The organism is Halomonas nitroreducens (assembly GCF_003966155.1).
Taxonomy (GTDB): Bacteria; Pseudomonadota; Gammaproteobacteria; order Pseudomonadales; family Halomonadaceae; genus Halomonas; species Halomonas nitroreducens.
Window position 1 is genome coordinate 295,988 of sequence record NZ_RXNS01000001.1, and the last position, 16,445, is coordinate 312,432.

General features: G+C 71.6%; 18 protein-coding genes and 1 pseudogene. 6 read left to right on the forward strand and 13 right to left on the reverse strand.

Features of this window, described 5'->3' with window-relative positions:
* Nucleotides 1-10: 10 nt before the first annotated feature.
* From EKG36_RS01245 to EKG36_RS01260, 4 genes are all read left to right on the forward strand, one after another.
* Nucleotides 11-778: a slipin family protein gene (locus tag EKG36_RS01245; protein WP_126480176.1), complete on the forward strand. Its 768-nt coding sequence runs from the start codon at nucleotides 11-13 to the stop codon at nucleotides 776-778.
* 370 nt (nucleotides 779-1,148) lie between these two features.
* Nucleotides 1,149-2,639 (forward strand): SulP family inorganic anion transporter, encoded by a 1,491-nt coding sequence (locus tag EKG36_RS01250; RefSeq protein WP_126480178.1) that lies wholly within the window; start codon nucleotides 1,149-1,151, stop codon nucleotides 2,637-2,639.
* A 100-nt stretch (nucleotides 2,640-2,739) separates the two neighbouring features.
* Entirely contained in the window at nucleotides 2,740-3,594 is an 855-nt protein-coding gene (locus tag EKG36_RS01255; protein WP_126480180.1) for a universal stress protein, read from the forward strand.
* Nucleotides 3,595-3,671: 77 nt separating this feature from the next.
* On the forward strand, nucleotides 3,672-4,871 hold the full coding sequence (locus tag EKG36_RS01260; RefSeq protein WP_126480182.1) for an MFS transporter: 1,200 nt from the start codon (nucleotides 3,672-3,674) through the stop codon (nucleotides 4,869-4,871).
* Here EKG36_RS01260 and EKG36_RS01265 read toward each other — a convergent pair.
* The 4 genes from EKG36_RS01265 to EKG36_RS01280 are packed head-to-tail and all read right to left on the reverse strand — an operon-like array spanning nucleotide 4,861 to nucleotide 7,322.
* Nucleotides 4,861-5,358: a DoxX family protein gene (locus EKG36_RS01265; protein ID WP_126480184.1), complete on the reverse strand. Its 498-nt coding sequence runs from the start codon at nucleotides 5,356-5,358 to the stop codon at nucleotides 4,861-4,863. The two genes, EKG36_RS01260 and EKG36_RS01265, sit on opposite strands and share 11 nt — an antisense overlap.
* A complete protein-coding gene (locus EKG36_RS01270) occupies nucleotides 5,355-6,116 on the reverse strand; it encodes an HvfC/BufC N-terminal domain-containing protein (protein ID WP_185827445.1) in 762 nt (253 codons plus the stop codon). The genes EKG36_RS01265 and EKG36_RS01270 overlap by 4 nt, the downstream gene beginning before the upstream one ends.
* Before the next feature lie 17 nt (nucleotides 6,117-6,133).
* Complete coding sequence (gene bufB, locus EKG36_RS01275; protein ID WP_126480189.1) at nucleotides 6,134-6,988, reverse strand: MNIO family bufferin maturase; 855 nt, start codon at nucleotides 6,986-6,988, stop codon at nucleotides 6,134-6,136.
* 49 nt (nucleotides 6,989-7,037) lie between these two features.
* Nucleotides 7,038-7,322 (reverse strand): BufA1 family periplasmic bufferin-type metallophore, encoded by a 285-nt coding sequence (locus EKG36_RS01280; RefSeq protein ID WP_126480191.1) that lies wholly within the window; start codon nucleotides 7,320-7,322, stop codon nucleotides 7,038-7,040.
* Between the two features lie 139 nt (nucleotides 7,323-7,461).
* Here EKG36_RS01280 and EKG36_RS01285 point away from each other — a divergent pair, with 139 nt between their 5' ends.
* Together EKG36_RS01285 and EKG36_RS01290 are read left to right on the forward strand one after the other, a co-directional pair.
* Nucleotides 7,462-7,803, forward strand: a complete 342-nt coding sequence (locus tag EKG36_RS01285; protein WP_126480193.1) for a TraR/DksA family transcriptional regulator — start codon at nucleotides 7,462-7,464, stop codon at nucleotides 7,801-7,803.
* A 78-nt stretch (nucleotides 7,804-7,881) separates the two neighbouring features.
* Complete coding sequence (locus EKG36_RS01290) at nucleotides 7,882-8,247, forward strand: RidA family protein (protein ID WP_126480195.1); 366 nt, start codon at nucleotides 7,882-7,884, stop codon at nucleotides 8,245-8,247.
* 246 nt (nucleotides 8,248-8,493) lie between these two features.
* Here EKG36_RS01290 and EKG36_RS01295 read toward each other — a convergent pair.
* The 9 genes and pseudogenes from EKG36_RS01295 to EKG36_RS01335 form a co-directional block, all read right to left on the reverse strand.
* Nucleotides 8,494-8,694 (reverse strand): annotated as a pseudogene (locus EKG36_RS01295) (putative selenate ABC transporter substrate-binding protein); the annotation flags it as partial.
* 57 nt (nucleotides 8,695-8,751) lie between these two features.
* Nucleotides 8,752-9,348: a 4'-phosphopantetheinyl transferase superfamily protein gene (locus tag EKG36_RS01300; protein ID WP_126480197.1), complete on the reverse strand. Its 597-nt coding sequence runs from the start codon at nucleotides 9,346-9,348 to the stop codon at nucleotides 8,752-8,754.
* 17 nt (nucleotides 9,349-9,365) lie between these two features.
* Nucleotides 9,366-10,091: a 3-oxoacyl-ACP reductase FabG gene (fabG, locus tag EKG36_RS01305; RefSeq protein ID WP_126480200.1), complete on the reverse strand. Its 726-nt coding sequence runs from the start codon at nucleotides 10,089-10,091 to the stop codon at nucleotides 9,366-9,368.
* Nucleotides 10,088-10,558 carry a hotdog family protein gene (locus EKG36_RS01310; RefSeq protein ID WP_126480202.1) on the reverse strand — a complete coding sequence of 157 codons (471 nt, stop codon included), beginning with the start codon at nucleotides 10,556-10,558 and terminating at the stop codon, nucleotides 10,088-10,090. The genes fabG and EKG36_RS01310 overlap by 4 nt, the downstream gene beginning before the upstream one ends.
* Before the next feature lies 1 nt (nucleotide 10,559).
* The gene (locus tag EKG36_RS01315; RefSeq protein WP_126480204.1) at nucleotides 10,560-11,747 is read right to left on the reverse strand and encodes a beta-ketoacyl-ACP synthase; all 1,188 of its coding nucleotides are present in this window, start codon (nucleotides 11,745-11,747) and stop codon (nucleotides 10,560-10,562) included.
* Nucleotides 11,744-12,325, reverse strand: a complete 582-nt coding sequence (locus EKG36_RS01320) for a DUF3261 domain-containing protein (RefSeq protein ID WP_126480206.1) — start codon at nucleotides 12,323-12,325, stop codon at nucleotides 11,744-11,746. The genes EKG36_RS01315 and EKG36_RS01320 overlap by 4 nt, the downstream gene beginning before the upstream one ends.
* Entirely contained in the window at nucleotides 12,322-13,584 is a 1,263-nt protein-coding gene (locus EKG36_RS01325; RefSeq protein WP_126480208.1) for an NAD(P)/FAD-dependent oxidoreductase, read from the reverse strand. The genes EKG36_RS01320 and EKG36_RS01325 overlap by 4 nt, the downstream gene beginning before the upstream one ends.
* Entirely contained in the window at nucleotides 13,568-15,907 is a 2,340-nt protein-coding gene (locus tag EKG36_RS01330; protein ID WP_126480210.1) for an MMPL family transporter, read from the reverse strand. The genes EKG36_RS01325 and EKG36_RS01330 overlap by 17 nt, the downstream gene beginning before the upstream one ends.
* A complete protein-coding gene (locus tag EKG36_RS01335) occupies nucleotides 15,894-16,445 on the reverse strand; it encodes an outer membrane lipoprotein carrier protein LolA (RefSeq protein ID WP_126480212.1) in 552 nt (183 codons plus the stop codon). The genes EKG36_RS01330 and EKG36_RS01335 overlap by 14 nt, the downstream gene beginning before the upstream one ends.

Genomic DNA, 16,445 nt, shown 5'->3' on the forward strand with positions numbered 1-16,445 from the left:
AGAGACAACCATGATGATTTCCTATCTCGTACCGGTCGTTCTGGTGCTGATGCTGCTGGCGGCCTCGATCCGCATCCTGCCGGAGTACAAACGCGGCGTGGTGTTCTTCCTGGGGCGCTTCCAGGCGGTCAAGGGGCCGGGGCTGTTCATCATCATTCCGGGCATCCAGAAGATGCAGGTGGTCGACCTGCGGGTGATCACCATGGACGTGCCCGAGCAGGACGTGATCTCCCAGGACAACGTCACCGTCAAGGTCAATGCCGTGCTCTACTTCCGGGTGGTGGATCCGGAGAAGGCGATCATCCAGGTGGAGCACTTCGTCAATGCCACCAGCCAGCTGGCCCAGACCACCCTGCGCTCGGTGCTCGGCAAGCACGATCTGGACGAGATGCTCTCCGAGCGCGACAAGCTCAACGACGACATCCAGGAGATCATCGACGCCTCGGCGGAGGGCTGGGGCATCAAGGTGGCCAACGTCGAGATCAAGCACGTCGACCTGGACGAGAGCATGATCCGGGCCATCGCCCGCCAGGCCGAGGCGGAGCGCGAGCGGCGCGCCAAGGTCATCCACGCCGAGGGCGAGCTGCAGGCATCGAAGAAATTGGTCGAGGCCGCCCACGTCCTGTCGGCCAACCCGGCGGCGTTGCAGCTGCGCTACCTCCAGACCATGGCGGACATGGGCAGCAAGAGTTCCACCGTGGTCTTTCCCATGCCGATGGATCTGCTCAAGGCCTTTCGGGCGATGGGTGAGTCGGCGCCGAGCCCGGACGAACGATGAGCCCCCGGCCGGCGGTTCAATATGCAGGCCGCCGGCATTCCTGTTAGAATCCTGCGCCTTTGCGCCCTGGGCCATGCTCCCGGGGCTCTCATGAGCACAGGGAATCGACCGACCGTGATACCGCCTCGCACCGGGCTGGCCACGCCGCCCTAGCCTTTCCCGCCCCAAACGATCCGGCGAGCGCCGCCATCGGTGCGTCATCGCCCGGCATCATCGTGGTGCTCCGGTGTCCCTCGGCACCCTCCCTGCGCCCCCCAGAACGCTCGACATGCGCCCGACGTCGCCGCGGCGACCAGGGCAGGCCGTGTCGTCCGAACGCTAGACCCTGGCGCCTCACGGCATCACCCACCTTCTCCGACTGGACCGCAGCATGATCCGATCCATCAAGCACGACTGGTTCTCGAACCTGAAAGGCGACTCCCTGGCGGGCATCGTCGTCGCCCTGGCCCTGATCCCGGAGGCCATCGCCTTCTCCATCATCGCTGGGGTCGACCCCAAGGTTGGCCTCTATGCCTCCTTCTCCATGGCGGTGATCATCGCCTTCGCCGGTGGCCGACCGGGGATGATCTCGGCGGCCACCGGGGCCATGGCTCTGCTGATGGTGACCCTGGTCAAGGAGCATGGTCTGGAGTACCTGCTGGCTGCCACCCTGCTCACCGGGGTGCTGCAGATCGCCGCTGGCTACCTGCGGTTGGCCGACCTGATGCGCTTCGTCTCGCGCTCGGTGGTCACCGGTTTCGTCAATGCCCTGGCAATCCTGATCTTCATGGCCCAGCTGCCGGAACTGACCAACGTGACCTGGCATGTCTATGCCATGACCGCGGCGGGGCTCGGCATCATCTATCTCTTCCCCTACGTGCCGGTGATCGGCAAGACCCTGCCCTCGCCGCTGGTCTGCATCCTGGTGCTCACCGCCGTCTACCTGCTGACCGGCATGGATATCCGCACCGTGGGCGACATGGGCGAGCTGCCGGACACCCTGCCGGTGTTCCTGTGGCCGGAGGTCCCGCTCAACCTGGAGACCCTGTCGATCATCTTCCCCTACTCGGTGATGCTCACCGTGGTGGGCCTGCTGGAGTCGATGATGACCGCCACCATCGTCGATGACCTCACCGACACCGGCAGCGACAAGAACCGCGAGTGCAAGGGACAGGGCCTGGCCAACATCGGCACCGGCCTGCTCGGCGGCATGGCGGGTTGCGCGATGATCGGCCAGTCGGTGATCAACATCAAGTCGGGGGGGCGGACCCGCCTGTCCACCCTGATCGCCGGCGTAATGCTGCTGATGATGGTGGTGTTCCTCGCCGACTGGGTCTCGCAGATCCCCATGGCGGCCCTGGTGGCGGTGATGATCATGGTCTCCATCGGGACCTTCAGCTGGACCTCGATCCGCGACCTCAGGAAGCATCCGTTGTCCACCAACCTGGTGATGCTGGCCACCGTGGTGGTCACGGTGGGCACCCACAACCTGGCCATCGGCGTCTTCGTCGGCGTGCTGCTGGCGGCGCTGTTCTTCGCCAACAAGGTCGGCAACATCCTCTACATCGGTGCCGAGGCCGGCGAAGGCGAGAGCACGCGGGTCTACAAGGTGGTCGGCCAGGTGTTCTTCGCCTCTTCCGAGCGCTTTGCCGCAGCCTTCGACTTCAAGGAGAGTCTGGAAAAGGTCACCATCGACCTGTCCCGGGCCCATTTCTGGGACATCACCGCCGTCCAGGCCCTGGACCGGGTGGTCATCAAGTTCCGCCGGGAGGGCACCGAGGTGGAGCTGATCGGCCTCAACGAGGCGAGCGCCACCATCGTCGACCGCTATGCCGTCCACGATGATCCCGAGGCGGTCGAGAAGCTGATGGGCGGGCATTGAGCCATCGCCGATACATGCCGGCTCGCCCCTGTGACGGGATGGCCGCGATGGTGTAGAACGTGGGTAACGAGACAATACACGCCAGCTTCAGGACAGACAGATGACAGAACAGGTGATGGCCGCCATCGACGGCTCGCAGTTTTCCGAGGGCGTCTGTGACTATGCGGCCTGGGCCAGCCTGGCACTCGAGGCGCCGCTGACCTTCGTCCACGTGGTCGACAACCACCCCCAGACCGCCGAGGCGGATCTCTCAGGCAACATCGGCCTGGGCTCTCGGGAGCACCTGCTCGAGGAGCTCTCGCACCTGGACGAACAGCGCGCCAAGGTGGCCCAGGAGCAGGGCCGCCTGATGCTGCAGGCGGCCAGGGATCGGGCCATCGAGGACGGCGTGGCGGAGCCCGCCACCCGGCAGCGCAACGGCACCCTGGTCGAGACCCTGGCCGAGCTGGAGGACGACATCCGCCTGCTGGTGGTGGGCAAGCGCGGCGAGACCGCGCACCAGGCCAGCGAGCACCTGGGCTCCAACCTGGAACGGGTGGTGCGCAGCCTGCATCGTCCGATCCTGATGGTGCCCGACGCCTTCCAGCGCCCCGAGCGGGTGATGATCGCCTTCGACGGCAGCAAGACCACTCGCAAGGGCGTCGAGATGCTCGCCAGGAGCCCGCTGTTCAAGGGCATTCCCTGCCATGTGCTGATCGTCGGCGCCGACACCGGCGACAACCGCTCCCAGCTCGACTGGGCGCTCGCCACCCTGCGCGAGGCGGGCCACGAGGCCGAGGGGGCGATCCGTGCCGGCGAGGTGGAGGAGACCCTGCGTGCCTACAAGGACGAGCACGCCATCAACCTGGTGGTGATGGGGGCCTACGGGCATTCGCGCATCCGCCACCTGCTGGTGGGCAGCACCACCACCTCGGTGCTGCGCCGTGCCAGCATTCCCGTGCTGCTGCTGCGCTAGACCCTCGCGCCCCGCAAGGCTCTGGCCCCGCTCCCGGCGGGGCCTTTGTCGTTGCATGTCGTCAAACGGAGACCTTCATGAGCTATCGCACCCTGCTGAGGGACCATCGGGGGGTGCTCGGCATCGCCTTTCTGGCGATGTTCTCGTCGAGCCTGGGTCAGAGCTTCTTCCTCGGTCTCTTCCAGGTTCCCATCGCCGAGCGGCTAGGGCTCACCGCCGGCCAGTTCGGCACCGCCTACTCCCTGGTCACCCTGGCCAGTGGCTTTGCCATGCTGCGCCTCGGCCCCAGCATCGACTGGGTGGCGCCGCGCCGCTTCGCCCTGGCCATCCTGCTGGTGCTGCTCGCCGGCATCCTGCTGCTGACGCTGTCCTCGGCGTGGCTCGTCGGGCTGCTGGGACTCGGCCTGGTGCGCCTGTGTGGTCAAGGCATGATGAGCCACCTCGGCAACACCTTGGCGGGACGCGAGTTCACCGACTTGCGCGGCCGGGCTCTGGGACTCGCCGGACTGGGCTTGATGGTCGGCGAGACCCTGCTGCCGCCGCTGGTGGCCGCGCTGCTGGTGTGGCTGGGCTGGCGCGAGCTGTGGTGGAGCCTGGCCGCCGGGATCGCCCTGGCGTGGCTGATGATGCTGGGCCGCGCTCCCTGGCCGGCGGCACCGCGCTCGCGGCCGGACCGGCAGGCGAGCCGCGAGGGCCCACGGCCCTTTCGCGAGGCGCGCTTCTGGCGCTTGCTGCCGCTGCTGATGACCCTGCCGATCGCCTTGACCGGGCTGTTCATCTACCAGGCGCACCTGACCGCGGCCATGGGCAGCTCGCTGGCCCTCTATTCCGTGGCCCTGACCGGCATGGGGCTTGCCAAGCTGCCCGGGGCGTTGCTCGGTGGCCACTGGGTCGACCGGCTGGGGCCGGTGCGCCTGGCACGCCTCTACCTGCTGCCCTTCGCCCTGGCCCTGGTGCTGGCCATCACCCTGGGGGGCCATCTGGCGGTGTGGGCCCTGATGATGGGGGGCGGCCTGGCGATGGGCGCCCAGGAGGCCATCGCCACCAGCCTGCTGGTGCGTCTCTGGGGCGCCGAGCACCTGGGCCGGGTGCGGGCCACCCTGAGTGCGGTCATGGTGTTCTCCACCGGGATCGCTCCGGCGGTGCTGGGAGTGGCGCTCGACCTGGGAGCCTCCTTCACCCTGGTGCTGGCGGGCATGCTAGGACTGCTGGTCGGCAGCTGGTGGCTGGCCCAGGGGGTGCTGGCCAGCCCCGAGGCCCGGGGCGTTACCCCCTAGGATGAGCACGAATCGCCTTGGCGCCGGGCGCATGACGCTCCAGCCAGCCGGCCACCAGCTGGTCCAGCGACAGCCGCCCGGGCCCTCGCAGCAGCAGGGTCAGCAGGCTGGCCGCCCAGAGGCCATGGGTGATCCAGGCGTCGGGATAGACGAAGGTCTGGATCACCAGCGTCATGACGAGCAGTCCCGTGGCGGCCAGCCGGGTGGCGAGCCCCGCCCAGAGCAGCAACGACAGGCTGAACTCGGCGAGCGTGGCAAGGTAGGCCGCGAGCACCGGCGGCAGCAGCGGCAGGGCGTATTCGTGCTCGAACAGGAAGAAGGTGCTCGCGCTGATCGAGAAGCCCTCGACCTTGGTCAGGGCCGAGAGGAAGAAGACGCTGCCCAGGACGAGGCGCATCAGCAACGCCACCAGGTCGAAGGGAACCCGATCCAGTCCCGGGGCCAGACGCCGGTAGTAGAGTGCCAGGGGAAGCAGCAAGGTCTTCATGGGGTGTCCTCCGCGGTGGGTTCGCCCGGGACGCCCAGCGCGCCCAGGCCGAGCAGGGTGCCCAGAGCCTCGCCGGCGGCCGCATCGTCCCCGGCTTCGGGGCTGATCATCAGTGCCTCGCCGAGGACGGCGGTCCCGTCCAGACGTTCATGGAGGCGCCGGGTGAACGGCGAGACGGGCGTCAGGCTGGCCCGGCCCTCCTGGCGCACCGCCAGCCAGGGCCAGTCGCCGGCCGAGCCGGGGGGAAGGGGATCGTCGCCGTCCTCGAGGCGTTGCCAGAGCGCGGCCACGTCGTGGCGGCAGATCACCAGACGGGTCGCCGGTCGAGGGACCAGCACCAGGCCTTCCGGGGCCGGGTGCTCGGCCAGGCGAGCGGCTTCCAGGGCGGGCGCCTCGGCGGCATGGCTGATGTCCAGCCGGGCCCGTTCGAGGCGACAGATGTCGCTCACGTAGCGGTGGTCCGCCAGCGGCGGCAGGGTGTCCAGGAAATCGGCGAAGCCGTCCCCATAGTGCATGAGTCGGGGCTCGGCGGGCGGGCGCTCGCGGGCATAGTCGCCGGCCGCGGCGGCGAAGTAGCGCTCGCCGAGCAGCGTCCGGGTATGGGGGAAGGCCGTGGCCAGGGCCTCGATCAGGCTCTGGCGAATGTTGTTGCGATAGACGGCCAGGCCGTCGGGTTGCCCCAGATCCGCCTCCGTCCCGGTGGCGGGATCGCGCATGGCGGCGATGAAGCGACGTTGCCAATCGGCGAGGGTGTCCATGGGCATCTCCTGGTCGTCTATTCGCCGACGGCCGTAGCGACCGGCAGGCTCCGTTCGGCCCTGGCCCGTTCTGCCTCCTCGACCCAGCGATCCAGTGACGGGACCCGGGTGTCCCACTCGATCAGGGTCGGCACCGCCGGGTGCTGGCGGGCGAGGCGGGCATAGAGCGCCCAGACGTCATCGCACACCGGGCCGCCATGATCGTCGATGCGCAGCGGCGGGCTGGCGGCGGTGTCGAGGCTGTGGCCGGCCAGGTGGAACTCGCCCACGGCGTGCCCGGGCAGGGCGGCCAGGTAGGCGTCGAGATCGCGGCCCAGGTTGTGGGCGCTGATATAGGCGTTGTTGATATCCAGCAGCAGCCCGCAGCCGGTGCGGGCCACCAGCTCGGTGAGGAAGTCGGCCTCGTCGAGGGTGTTCATCTCCAGGCGCACGTAGAGGCTGGGATTCTCGATCAGCAGGCGGCGGCCCAGGGCCTGCTGCACGATGTCGACGTTGCGGGCGACCAGCGCCAGGCTTTCCTCGGTGAGGGGCACCGGCAGCAGGTCGTTGTAGAAGTCGTCGTCGAGCCGGCTCCAGGCCAGGTGTTCCGAGACCAGCGCCGGGTTCAGCTCCTCTACCAGCCCCACCAGCCGGGCCAGGTGGGAGGCATCGGGGCGTTCGGCCCCGCCCAGCGACATGCCCACGCCGTGCACCGAGAGCGGATAGGCCCTGGCAATGGCGTGGAGGCGTTCCTTGACCGGGCCGCCGGCTCCCATGTAGTTCTCGGCGTGCAGCTCCAGGAAGTCCACCGGTTGAGGCTCGGCGAGCAGCGCCTCGGCGTGGCGATGCTTGAGGCCGATGCCCACGGCGCCGTTTGCAAGGGGAAAGGGCATGGCGGTCTCCTCGAAGGGGCGGCCCGCCGGCTGGCGGGCCGTGGCAGGCTTACGGGCGATCGATTTCGGTCAGGCTGCCGTTGCCGTGGGGCGTTTCGATGCTGGTACAGGTACCCTCAGGAACCAGTTTCCAGGCGTTGCCCTGGTAGTCCACGGTAGAGGTGCCGGCACAGGTGGTGCCCGGTCCCGCCTTGCAGTCGTTCTGGCCGGCCAGGGCCACGCCATAGCATTTCTCCATGGCTTCCGAGTCGCCGGCGGCCTGGGCGGTGGCCATGGTGCCGGCCTGGGCCAGGGCGGTGGTGAGGACGGCGGCCATCATGGTGGAACGTTTCATGGTCTGTCTCCTGTGGGTCAACATGGCAGTGGTGCAGCGAGCATCGTGGCGATGCATCGATATGCCTTGATGTGTCGCGGTCGGTGACGAATGCTTACAGCAGCCGCGCCAATAATTCGTCATCACCGATGGAGAGCTCATGAACCATCCCGACCTGGACATGGCGGCCGTCACCGTCCGCCTCGAGGCCATGCGCGATGACCTCCTCGAGCAGAGCGCCGCCAGCCGCGACGCCCGCGAGACCGTGATGCTGGACCAGACCGCGGTCGGGCGCCTATCGCGTATGGATGCCCTGCAGGGCCAGGCGATGGCCAGGGCGGAGGAGAAGCGCCGCCAGCTGACCCTGACCCGCATCGCCTCGGCCCTGGCGCGGATCCCGCGGGGCGAGTACGGGCTCTGCATCGGCTGTGGCGAATGGATCGCGGCCCGGCGCCTGGAGGGAGCCCCGGTGGCCTTGAAATGCATCGATTGTGCCGAATGACTCGGTGATATCGACTGATTTATCCTTCTATGCTGGGTTACTATCTGGCGTTCCCCATTTTCAGCAGGAGACATATCGATGACCATCCAGCGCCATGACACCAAGACCCGCATGAGCCGGGCCGTGATCCATAACGGCGTGGCCTACCTGTGTGGCCAGGTGGCCGGCCCCGAGGCCCGCCACGGCGACATCACCGAGCAGACCGAGAGCATGCTGTCCCGGGTCGACGGCCTGCTCGAGGAGATCGGCTCGGATCGTGAACACCTGCTGTCCGCCACCCTCTACCTCAAGGAAGGCCATGACTTCGCGGCCATGAACGCCGTCTGGGATGCCTGGGTACCGGAAGGCCATGCCCCGGCGCGCACCTGCGTCTGTGCGCCGATGCCCGCCGACGAGCTGAGGGTGGAGATCACCATCACCGCCCTGGTGAAGGGCGCTGCCTGATCCCGGTCAGTGTGGATGCCTGAAGTGAGAAGGCCGGCGCTGGATGGCGCCGGCCTTTTTTCCTTGCGTGACCTGAGATCAGTGCAGGCAGGGGTCGTCCAGCGGGACCTGGCGGGGTCGCAGGCGTCGCGACAGGGCGTCCACGGCGATGTTGAGGCCGGCGGTGATCAGCAGCAGGAAGAAGGCCACGTCGAACATCAGGTACTGGAAGTGTTCGTCGATGTAGTAGCCGAGCGTCGCCACGCCCAGCAGGCCGAGGTCTTCCGCCACGTTCTCGATGGGGGCATACATGGCGTTGTCGGCGGGGATGAAGGCCGAGCGGGGGAAGCTCGCGAGCAGGTCCGGATCATCCATCTCCAGCAGGGCGCTGCGCACCGCCTCGGTGAAGCCCTCGCCGTAGCGCTCGTCGGCGTCGCCGCGCAGGGTCCACTGGTAGTCCGGGTAGGTTCCGGATGAACAACCTCTCGAGAGATCACAGCTAGCCGGCGCCTTGGCAAGCCGGGCTCAGGGCAGCGCGCCGGAGGCGAGGCGAACCAGCGGCAATCGTGGGGCGGCGCGGATGCGCAGCCGGGCTTCGGGGGCACAGATCGACAGGGTCCAGGCGGCATCCTGCCACTGCCAGGCCTGGAGGTGGCCGCCGGGACCGAGGCTGGCGAGACGGGTGGCGAGCACTGCGGACGGCGGCCGGCCGGCGAGGCTTGCCAGCTTGAAGAGCGCCTCGTGCAGGGTCCAGGCCCGGTAGAAGGCCGCCGGGGGATCTCCGGCGCCGAGGATGGCCCGGCGCACCTCGGGCTCGGGTAGTCGGGCGACCAGCGCCGCCAGGCGCCTGGCATGGCGGGCTCGGGCATGCTCCAGGTCGAGACCGACGGGGCAGCTGGCGAGCCCGGCCACGACCCGCTCATCGCGATGGCTGAGGGCCGCGTAGAGCCCGTTGGGCAGGGCCGGGTGACCGGGCGGCCCGCCGCCCCGGGGCGACCAGCCGTCCACCGGACAGTCCAGGCCGCGGCGCCGGGCCAGGCGGCTGAGCAGCTCGCGGCCCCGCCACGAGGCCGCACCGCGATCCCGGCCGGAGGGCACCCGAGCCATGACCAGGTCCAGCATCGGTACCGCGTGGGCGTTCAGCACAGGCCGCCATTGACGCCGAACACCTGGCGGGTGACGTAGCCCGCCTCGCCGGAACACAGGAAGCTCACCAGGGCGGCGACCTCGTCGGCGGTGCCGGCACGTCGCATGGGGATCTGCTCGAGGGTCGCCGGGTCCAGTTGGTCTTCCGCCATGCCGGTGTCGATCAGCCCGGGGGCCACGCAGTTCACGGTGATCCGGCGGCTGGCCAGCTCCACGGCCAGGGCCTTGGCCGCGCCGATCAGGCCGGCCTTGGCGGCGCTGTAGTTGACCTGGCCGCGGTTGCCCATCAGTCCCGAGACCGACGACATCAGCACGATCCGGCCCGGGGCCCGGCGCCGCACCAGCGGCAGGACCAGCGGCTTGACCACGTTGTGGAAGCCGTCGAGGTGGGTGTGCAGGACGCTGTCCCAGGCCTCGTCGGTCATGGCCGCGAAGGTGGCATCGGCGGTGCTCCCGGCGTTGCACACCACGCCGTAATAGGCGCCGTGGGCCGTGACGTCGTCCTCCAGGGCGCGGCGCGCGACATCGCGGTTGGCGACATCGAAGCACAGCAGGCGAGCGTCGCCGCCCGCCCGGCGTACCTGCGCCACCACGGCCTCGGCGTCGGCCGAGGGGCGGCGGGCATGCACCACCACCGCGAAGCCGTCGCGGGCCAGGCGCAGGGCGATGGCGCGGCCGATGCCGCGGCTGGAGCCGGTAATCAGGATGCTGTCGTTCATGGCGTCTCGTCAGGCGGGGAGGCCCCGCGTCGATGGGGTTCGAAGACCTGCAGCCGGCCCTCGGCCAGCGGCTCGCCGCCGGGGGCCAGCACGCGGCCATGGAACTCGGCCAGGCCATTGTCGGCCCGGAAGTCGAGGGTCACCTCGACCCGGACCCGGCGCCCCAGGGCGAAGTGACCTGCCGGGCAGGCATAGCGCCGGCTGCCCACCAGGAAGCCGATGGCCGGGGGGGCGCCGCGACGGGCCGCCTGGACGCCGGCCCAGGCCGCCACGGCCTGGGCCAGCCACTCGAGGCCCACCCAGCCGGGGATGCCCCGGGGCGTGGCGAAGGGGTCGCCGGGCCCCGGGCAGGTCTCGGCGGCGAGGAAGCCGTCGTCCAGTGCCACCAGCCGCTCGAGCAGGCACATGGCGTGGCGGTGGGGCACATAGGGCGCGATGGGGCAGGGCAGGTCGGGCAGGTCGGACATGTCAGTCGTGGCGTCCCAGCAGCAGGGCGGCATTGTTGCCGCCGAAGGCGAACGAATTGCTCAGGGCCAGGCGCGGCCGGGCGCTGCCGGCACGGGTCACCAGCGGCAGCGCGGGCAGCTGCGCATCAAAGTGGCCGTCGTAGACGTGGCGGGGCAGGAAGCCGGCATCGAGGGCCAGCCAGCAGAAGGCGGCCTCCAGGGCCCCGGCGGCGCCCAGGGTATGGCCGGTAAGACCCTTGGTCGAGCTGCATGCCGGCGGGCGGGAGAACAGCGCGGCGACGGCCGCCGCCTCCATGCGATCGTTGTGGGGGGTCCCGGTGCCGTGGAGGTTGAGATAGTCGATCTCCTCGGGCCGTCGTCCGGCCCGGGCCAGCGCCTCGCGCATGGCCGCCAGGGCGCCCCCGCCGTCGGGCCGCGGCGCCGACACATGGTAGGCATCGGCGCTCTCCCCGCTGCCCTCGAGCTGGATGCCGCCCGGGGTGGCCTCGACCACGAACAGCGCCGCCGCCTCGCCCAGGTTGATGCCGTCGCGGTGCGCCGAGAAGGGCGTGCAAGGTCGGTCACTGACCGCCTCGAGGCTGGCGAAGCCGTTGACGGTGAGCCGGCACAGGCTGTCGGCGCCACCGGCGATCCCCGCGTCGCACTCGCCGGCGAGCAGCAGCCGGCGGGCGCTGGCCAGGGCCCGGGCCCCGGAGCTGCAGGCGGTGGAGAGCGCGTAGGCCGGCCCGGTCAGGCCCAGGCGCTCGGCGACGAAGCGGGCCGGCGCGCCCAGCTCCTGCTGGGCATAGCGGAAGCTGTCGGGCAGCGGCCCCTCGCCCGCCCGGGCCAGGGCGCCCTCGGTCTCGGCGATGCCGGAGGTGCTGGTACCGATCACCACCCCGATGCGTGACGGATCATGGGCGGCGAGCACCCGGCGCAGCGGGGCCTCGAGGCGCGCCAGGGCAGCAGCCAGCAGGCGGTTGTTGCGGCTGCGTTGGTCCGCCGGCCAGTCGTGCGCCGGCGGAAGGGGGGCCGTGACGCGGCCCAGCGGCAGCGGCCGGCCGGGAGTGTAGGCGTCGTCGGTGGTCAGCCCCCGCCGCCCCTCGGCCAGCGCCTCGTGGATCTCGTCGAGGCCGCTCCCCAGGCTGCAGACGATGGCCGGCGGCGACAGCCGACAGGCCTGCCGGGGGGAGCAGGGACGTGGGTTCATGGCGGAGCTTCCTTCAGGGGGGCGATGGTCAGACGGTACTCACCCTGGCGGTCATCGAGCAAGACCCGCCGTGTCCCCGACAGCTCGGGATCCGCCGGGCGGATCCGCGCGACAAGGGCGCCGCCCCGGCGGATTTCGCGGCTGTCGCCGACCCGTTGTGCCGACCAGGCCGAGCCGGCGAAGGCCTGGTGCAGGGCCTCCAGGGGCCACAGGCACCATTCCAGGCGGGCGGCCAGCCAGTCGGCCGGCACCGGCAGCGGGGCCTCCCCGGGGACGGGCGTGTCACCGCTCTCGTAGCGGCTGCCGCGGGCGTCACGCACCAGGGTGGCCAGGCGCTGGCCGTAGGGGGTGAGCAGCACGGCACGCAGGCGCTCCGGCTCGAGGCTGAGTACCGTGATCAGGGTCCGAGCCTGTTGCGGGTCAGCGTCGGGGGCCAGGGTCAGGCGCCGCTGGACGGGCCCCAGGGTCGGCATCGCCGCCAGCCCCGGCGCGGGCGGCGGGGCTGGCCGCAGCGCGGCACAGCCGGCCAGCTGCAGGGTCAGCAGCAGCACCGCCAGCCGGCTCGCCGGCGCCCTCACGGGGGGCTCCCGGCCGGTGCCCGCTGCCCGCAGTGGCGCGCCAGGGCGGTGAGGTGGCGATGCGGGGCCCGCACGAAGGGATTGTCGCGATCCCAGGCGTAGCCGGCCAGCACTGCGCTGATCTGCCGGCGCAGCGTGGCGGGTTGTCGGGGATGGAAGATGATCGCCGGCAGGCGGCCGTCGTACCAGGCCTCGACGAAGGCCCGGAAGGTGGCGATGCCGCGGCGCAGCGGCGTCTCGAAGGCTGCCGCCCAGTCCACCGCCTCGCCGTCGAGCCGGCGGGCGACCAGGGGCGCGGCCAGCAGCGCCGAGTGCAGGGCGATGGTGACCCCTGAGGAAAAGACCGGGTCGAGGAATTCCCCGGCATTGCCGAGCACGGCATAGCCGGGGCCATGCAGGCGGCTCGCCGCCGTGGCGTAGCCCTGGAGCTCGCCCAGCGGGCGGCGGCGCCGCGCGTCTCGCAGCAGGTCGCGCAGGCAGGGCTCGGCGTCCAGCAGCGCCTGCCAGCGCGCCTCGGGCGTGTCGCCGTGGCGGGCCAGGGCCGCGGGATCGCCCACCACGCCCAGCGAGGCGCGGCCGCCGCGGAAGGGGATCAGCCAGTACCAGATGCCGGCCTCCCGGGGGTGGATCGCGATGAGGATCTTGTCGCGGTCGTAGGCCGGGTCGCGAATGCCATCGTCGACATGGCTGAACAGGGCCTGTCGCGGGGCCAGCCGGGGCGGGCGGGCGAGTCCCCGGGCGCGGGCGATCACCCGCCCGGGACCGCTGGCATCGAGCAGGAAGCGAGCCGTCAGGGTCCGGGGGCGGCCGTGCTCGTCAATGCGGGTGAGGCGGGGGCGCCGGGCGTCCGGGTGCACTGCGGTCACCGTCACGCCGAACTCGACCTCGGCGCCCCGCCTGGTGGCGACGCGAATCAGCCGCTGGTCGAAGTCGGCGCGCTCGACCTGGTAGGTGTGGCGCCAGCCGGGGCCCTGCCGGTCGCGGAAGTCGATGGTGGCCTCCCGCTCCCGCCAGCGGAAGGCGGCGCCGTTCTTGGCCTGGTAGCCGCCGCGCTGGACGCTGTCGAGCAGGCCGGCTCCCGCGAGGTCCTGCATGCACGCCGGCAGCAGGCTCTCGCCGAGGCAGAAGCGCGGGAAGTGGTCGCGCTCGAGCACCCGCACCCGGTAGCCCTCGCGGGCCAGCCAGGCGGCGGCCGCCGCCCCGGCGGGGCCGGCGCCGATGATCAGCACGTCCGCGTCGGTGTCATGGGGTGTCGGCATCGGCGGTCTCCGCTGGCGAGGTCTCAGTGCCGGGGGCGGCCCAGCGCACCAGGCACCATACCAGGGCGAGGCCGATCAGGCAGGACAGCCCCAGGTAGTGCAGCGCCGGGGTGGCACTGAAGGCCAGCAGCCCGAAGGCCAGCAGGCTGGTCAGGGTGGACAGGCTGATGGCCAGCCAGGTGGCCGCCCGTCCCTCGGCCTCGGCGCCGAAGATGCCGGCATCCAGGCCGATGCCCAGCACCAGCAGCAGGCCGAGCTGGCTGAACACGTTCAGCGGGACCCCGGCCAGGGCATAGACCCCGAGGACCCCGAGCACGCCCCCCAGCGGGGGGGTCAGCACCCGCCAGGTCCTTCCACGATAGCGCCAGGTCAGGCTCAGCGCGAGCAGTGCCAGGGCGCCGCCCAGCCAGCCAGCGATCTGGCCGCGCAGCTCGCCGAGCAGCCGGCCCAGGCGGGCGGCGCGATCCACGTAGGTGACGCCCGGCCGGGCGTCGGCCAGGGCCTGCAGACGGCTGTCCAGCGCCTCGGCCGCGTCACCGGCAGGCAGGTCGGTCAGCAGGATCAGGGCGGCCACGCCGTCGGGGCTCTCGCCGAGCCACAGGCGACGCTGGTGGCGGCCCAGCGGGGACGCCAGCCAGGCCTCGACGTCGAGCAGCGGCACGGCCTCGAGGCGGGCGCGGGCCCGGTCCAGGGTGCGTGGCGGCAGGCCGGCCCGGGCCACCAGCTCGGCCAGCGGCTCGTCGTAGAGCCGGCGCACCCGCTCGAGGTCGGCGGCCTGGCGTGCCGGCGAGGGCACGCTGTCGGCGAGGTTGTGGACGGTGAAGCCGGCGCCCTGGTCGCGCCAGCGGTCCAGGGTCGTCCCCAGGCCCTCGAGGCGCTCGAGCAGGCGCGGCTCGTCGGCGGCGGTGACCAGCAGGTAGCGGCGGCCGGTGTCGCGGCCCAGCAGGGCCTGGAGGGCGCGCTCCTCGGCGAGCAGCTCGGCCGGCGAGGGGTTGAGCAGGGCGAGGCTGTCGTCGGTGTCGAGCCGCCAGGCGATCAGGCCGACCACCAGCAGCAGGCCGACCAGGGCCAGGCGCGGCGAGAGCCCGCCACGAGGGCCGGTCCGGCGCCACCAGCCCCGAGCCAGGCGCGCGGTGGCCGGGGGCGCGTCGAGGCGCAGGCGGGGCAGCCAGAGCACCACGGTGAGCCAGGCGCCGGCCAGCCCCAGGGCAGCGAACACCGCCATCTGGCGCAGGCCGGGCATGGGCGTCAGGGCCTGGGCCAGATAGGCCACCAGGCTGGAGGCCAGGCCGAGGGCCAGGGCCGGCAGCAGGCTCGGCAGCCGGAAGTGCCGGCCCTGGACCGCGCGGCGGCACTGCAGGTGCAGGGCATAGTCGATGGCGATGCCGATCAGGCTGGCACCGAAGGCCAGGGTCAGCAGGTGCAGCCGGCCGAACAGCAGCAGGGTCAGTGGCAGGGCCAGCAGCAGCCCCGTCGCCAGCGGCAGCAGCATCTGGGCGATGGCCCGCGGCGAGCGGAACACGGCCAGCAGCGCGCCGAGCAGGCCGGCCAGGGCGCCCAGGCCGATGGTGGTGATCTCGCCGCGCGCCTGGCGGGCGCCGGCGGCGGCATGGAAGACCAGCCCCGAGCGGGTGAGTGTCGCCTCGGGGTGGCTGGCCCGGAAGGCGTCCAGGGCGCTCGTCAGCGACGCCTGGGCAGCCAGGTCGTAGGGCGAGGCGGCGAGGTGGCCGATCATCAGGGCCTGGGACCGGTCGTCGTCGACCACCGTCAGCAGGCCATCCCGGGCTTGCACCGGGCTGGTGGCGCGGGCCGCCAGCCAGCGGTCCCGCAGGCCGAAGGGGTCGGCGACCGGATCCGCGGGGGCAGCCGGCGAGAACAGCGCGCGCAGGGCTGGCGCCACCAGGGACCGGCCGCCGTCGGCGTCGATGGCTCGGCGTACCTCCCCGGTGAGCAGGCGGTAGCGGGACTCGCCGAGGCGCTCGCCGGGGCCGCCGTCGGCCAGGTCGCTGGCCCGCCAGTCGAGGCGTTCGAGCAGCGGGCGCTCGCCGCCGGCGGCCTGCAGGGTCGCGGCCAGGTCCGCGGCCGCCTCCGCCAGCGAGGGCGCGTCGAGCAGCAGCACGAAGCGCTCGGCGAAGGCCTGGCCGAGCTGGTCGTCCGCTCGCTCGACCAGCGGCGCGCGGCGATCCTCCGGCAGCATCGCGGTGAGGCGGGTGTCGGCGGGCAGGCCGTCGCGCAGCAGCCACCCCAGCAGCAGGGCGCAGCCCAGCAGGATCGTGCCCCAGAGGCCGGCCAGCAGGCGGCGCCGGGAATCAGGGGGTGGCATCGCCGGCCTCCACGGCCCGCTGGTCGGAGAGACGCACCCTCAGTCGGTCGCCGTTGGCCGCGTCCAGCGCCAGCCGCTCCAGGTAGCGACCACCGCGCAGGCGAATTTCCTCGATGCGCTGGCGCAGGGCCGCCTGGCGCGGACGCAGGGTGACTCGCCAGGCGGAAGCATCGCCACTCAGGGTCAGGGTGAAGCGCTCCTCGAGGGCCTGCCAGTGCCCCTGCAGCAGGTCGAGGAACAGCGCAGCGGCCTCGGCCTGGCGGCGGTCGCCTGCGGCCACCTCGGGTGGCGAGTCGGCCGAGAACTCGAGGCGCTCCTCGACCGGCGTCTCGAGGGTCCACACCACCCGGACGTCGCGCTCGTAGCGGAAGTGGCCGGTGCTCTCCAGCTGGCTGTCGAGGTCGGCCAGGTGGCGGGTCTGGACGAAGCGGCCCTCCAGGCTGGGGGTGGCCTCGAGCTGGCGTTGCAGGTCCTCGAGCCCGAAGGCCAGGGCCGTGGCGGGCAGCAGGCACAGCAGCAGGGCGAGCAGGCGGGTCAT

Coding starts and splice junctions, on each gene's coding strand:
- EKG36_RS01245 (WP_126480176.1), top strand. CDS start 11: ATGATGATTTCCTATCTCGTACCGGTCGTTCTGGTGCTGATGCTGCTG.
- EKG36_RS01250 (WP_126480178.1), top strand. CDS start 1,149: ATGATCCGATCCATCAAGCACGACTGGTTCTCGAACCTGAAAGGCGAC.
- EKG36_RS01255 (WP_126480180.1), top strand. CDS start 2,740: ATGACAGAACAGGTGATGGCCGCCATCGACGGCTCGCAGTTTTCCGAG.
- EKG36_RS01260 (WP_126480182.1), top strand. CDS start 3,672: ATGAGCTATCGCACCCTGCTGAGGGACCATCGGGGGGTGCTCGGCATC.
- EKG36_RS01265 (WP_126480184.1), bottom strand. CDS start 5,358: ATGAAGACCTTGCTGCTTCCCCTGGCACTCTACTACCGGCGTCTGGCC.
- EKG36_RS01270 (WP_185827445.1), bottom strand. CDS start 6,116: ATGGACACCCTCGCCGATTGGCAACGTCGCTTCATCGCCGCCATGCGC.
- bufB (WP_126480189.1), bottom strand. CDS start 6,988: ATGCCCTTTCCCCTTGCAAACGGCGCCGTGGGCATCGGCCTCAAGCAT.
- EKG36_RS01280 (WP_126480191.1), bottom strand. CDS start 7,322: ATGAAACGTTCCACCATGATGGCCGCCGTCCTCACCACCGCCCTGGCC.
- EKG36_RS01285 (WP_126480193.1), top strand. CDS start 7,462: ATGAACCATCCCGACCTGGACATGGCGGCCGTCACCGTCCGCCTCGAG.
- EKG36_RS01290 (WP_126480195.1), top strand. CDS start 7,882: ATGACCATCCAGCGCCATGACACCAAGACCCGCATGAGCCGGGCCGTG.
- EKG36_RS01300 (WP_126480197.1), bottom strand. CDS start 9,348: ATGCTGGACCTGGTCATGGCTCGGGTGCCCTCCGGCCGGGATCGCGGT.
- fabG (WP_126480200.1), bottom strand. CDS start 10,091: ATGAACGACAGCATCCTGATTACCGGCTCCAGCCGCGGCATCGGCCGC.
- EKG36_RS01310 (WP_126480202.1), bottom strand. CDS start 10,558: ATGTCCGACCTGCCCGACCTGCCCTGCCCCATCGCGCCCTATGTGCCC.
- EKG36_RS01315 (WP_126480204.1), bottom strand. CDS start 11,747: ATGAACCCACGTCCCTGCTCCCCCCGGCAGGCCTGTCGGCTGTCGCCG.
- EKG36_RS01325 (WP_126480208.1), bottom strand. CDS start 13,584: ATGCCGACACCCCATGACACCGACGCGGACGTGCTGATCATCGGCGCC.
- EKG36_RS01330 (WP_126480210.1), bottom strand. CDS start 15,907: ATGCCACCCCCTGATTCCCGGCGCCGCCTGCTGGCCGGCCTCTGGGGC.
- EKG36_RS01335 (WP_126480212.1), bottom strand. CDS start 16,445: ATGACCCGCCTGCTCGCCCTGCTGCTGTGCCTGCTGCCCGCCACGGCC.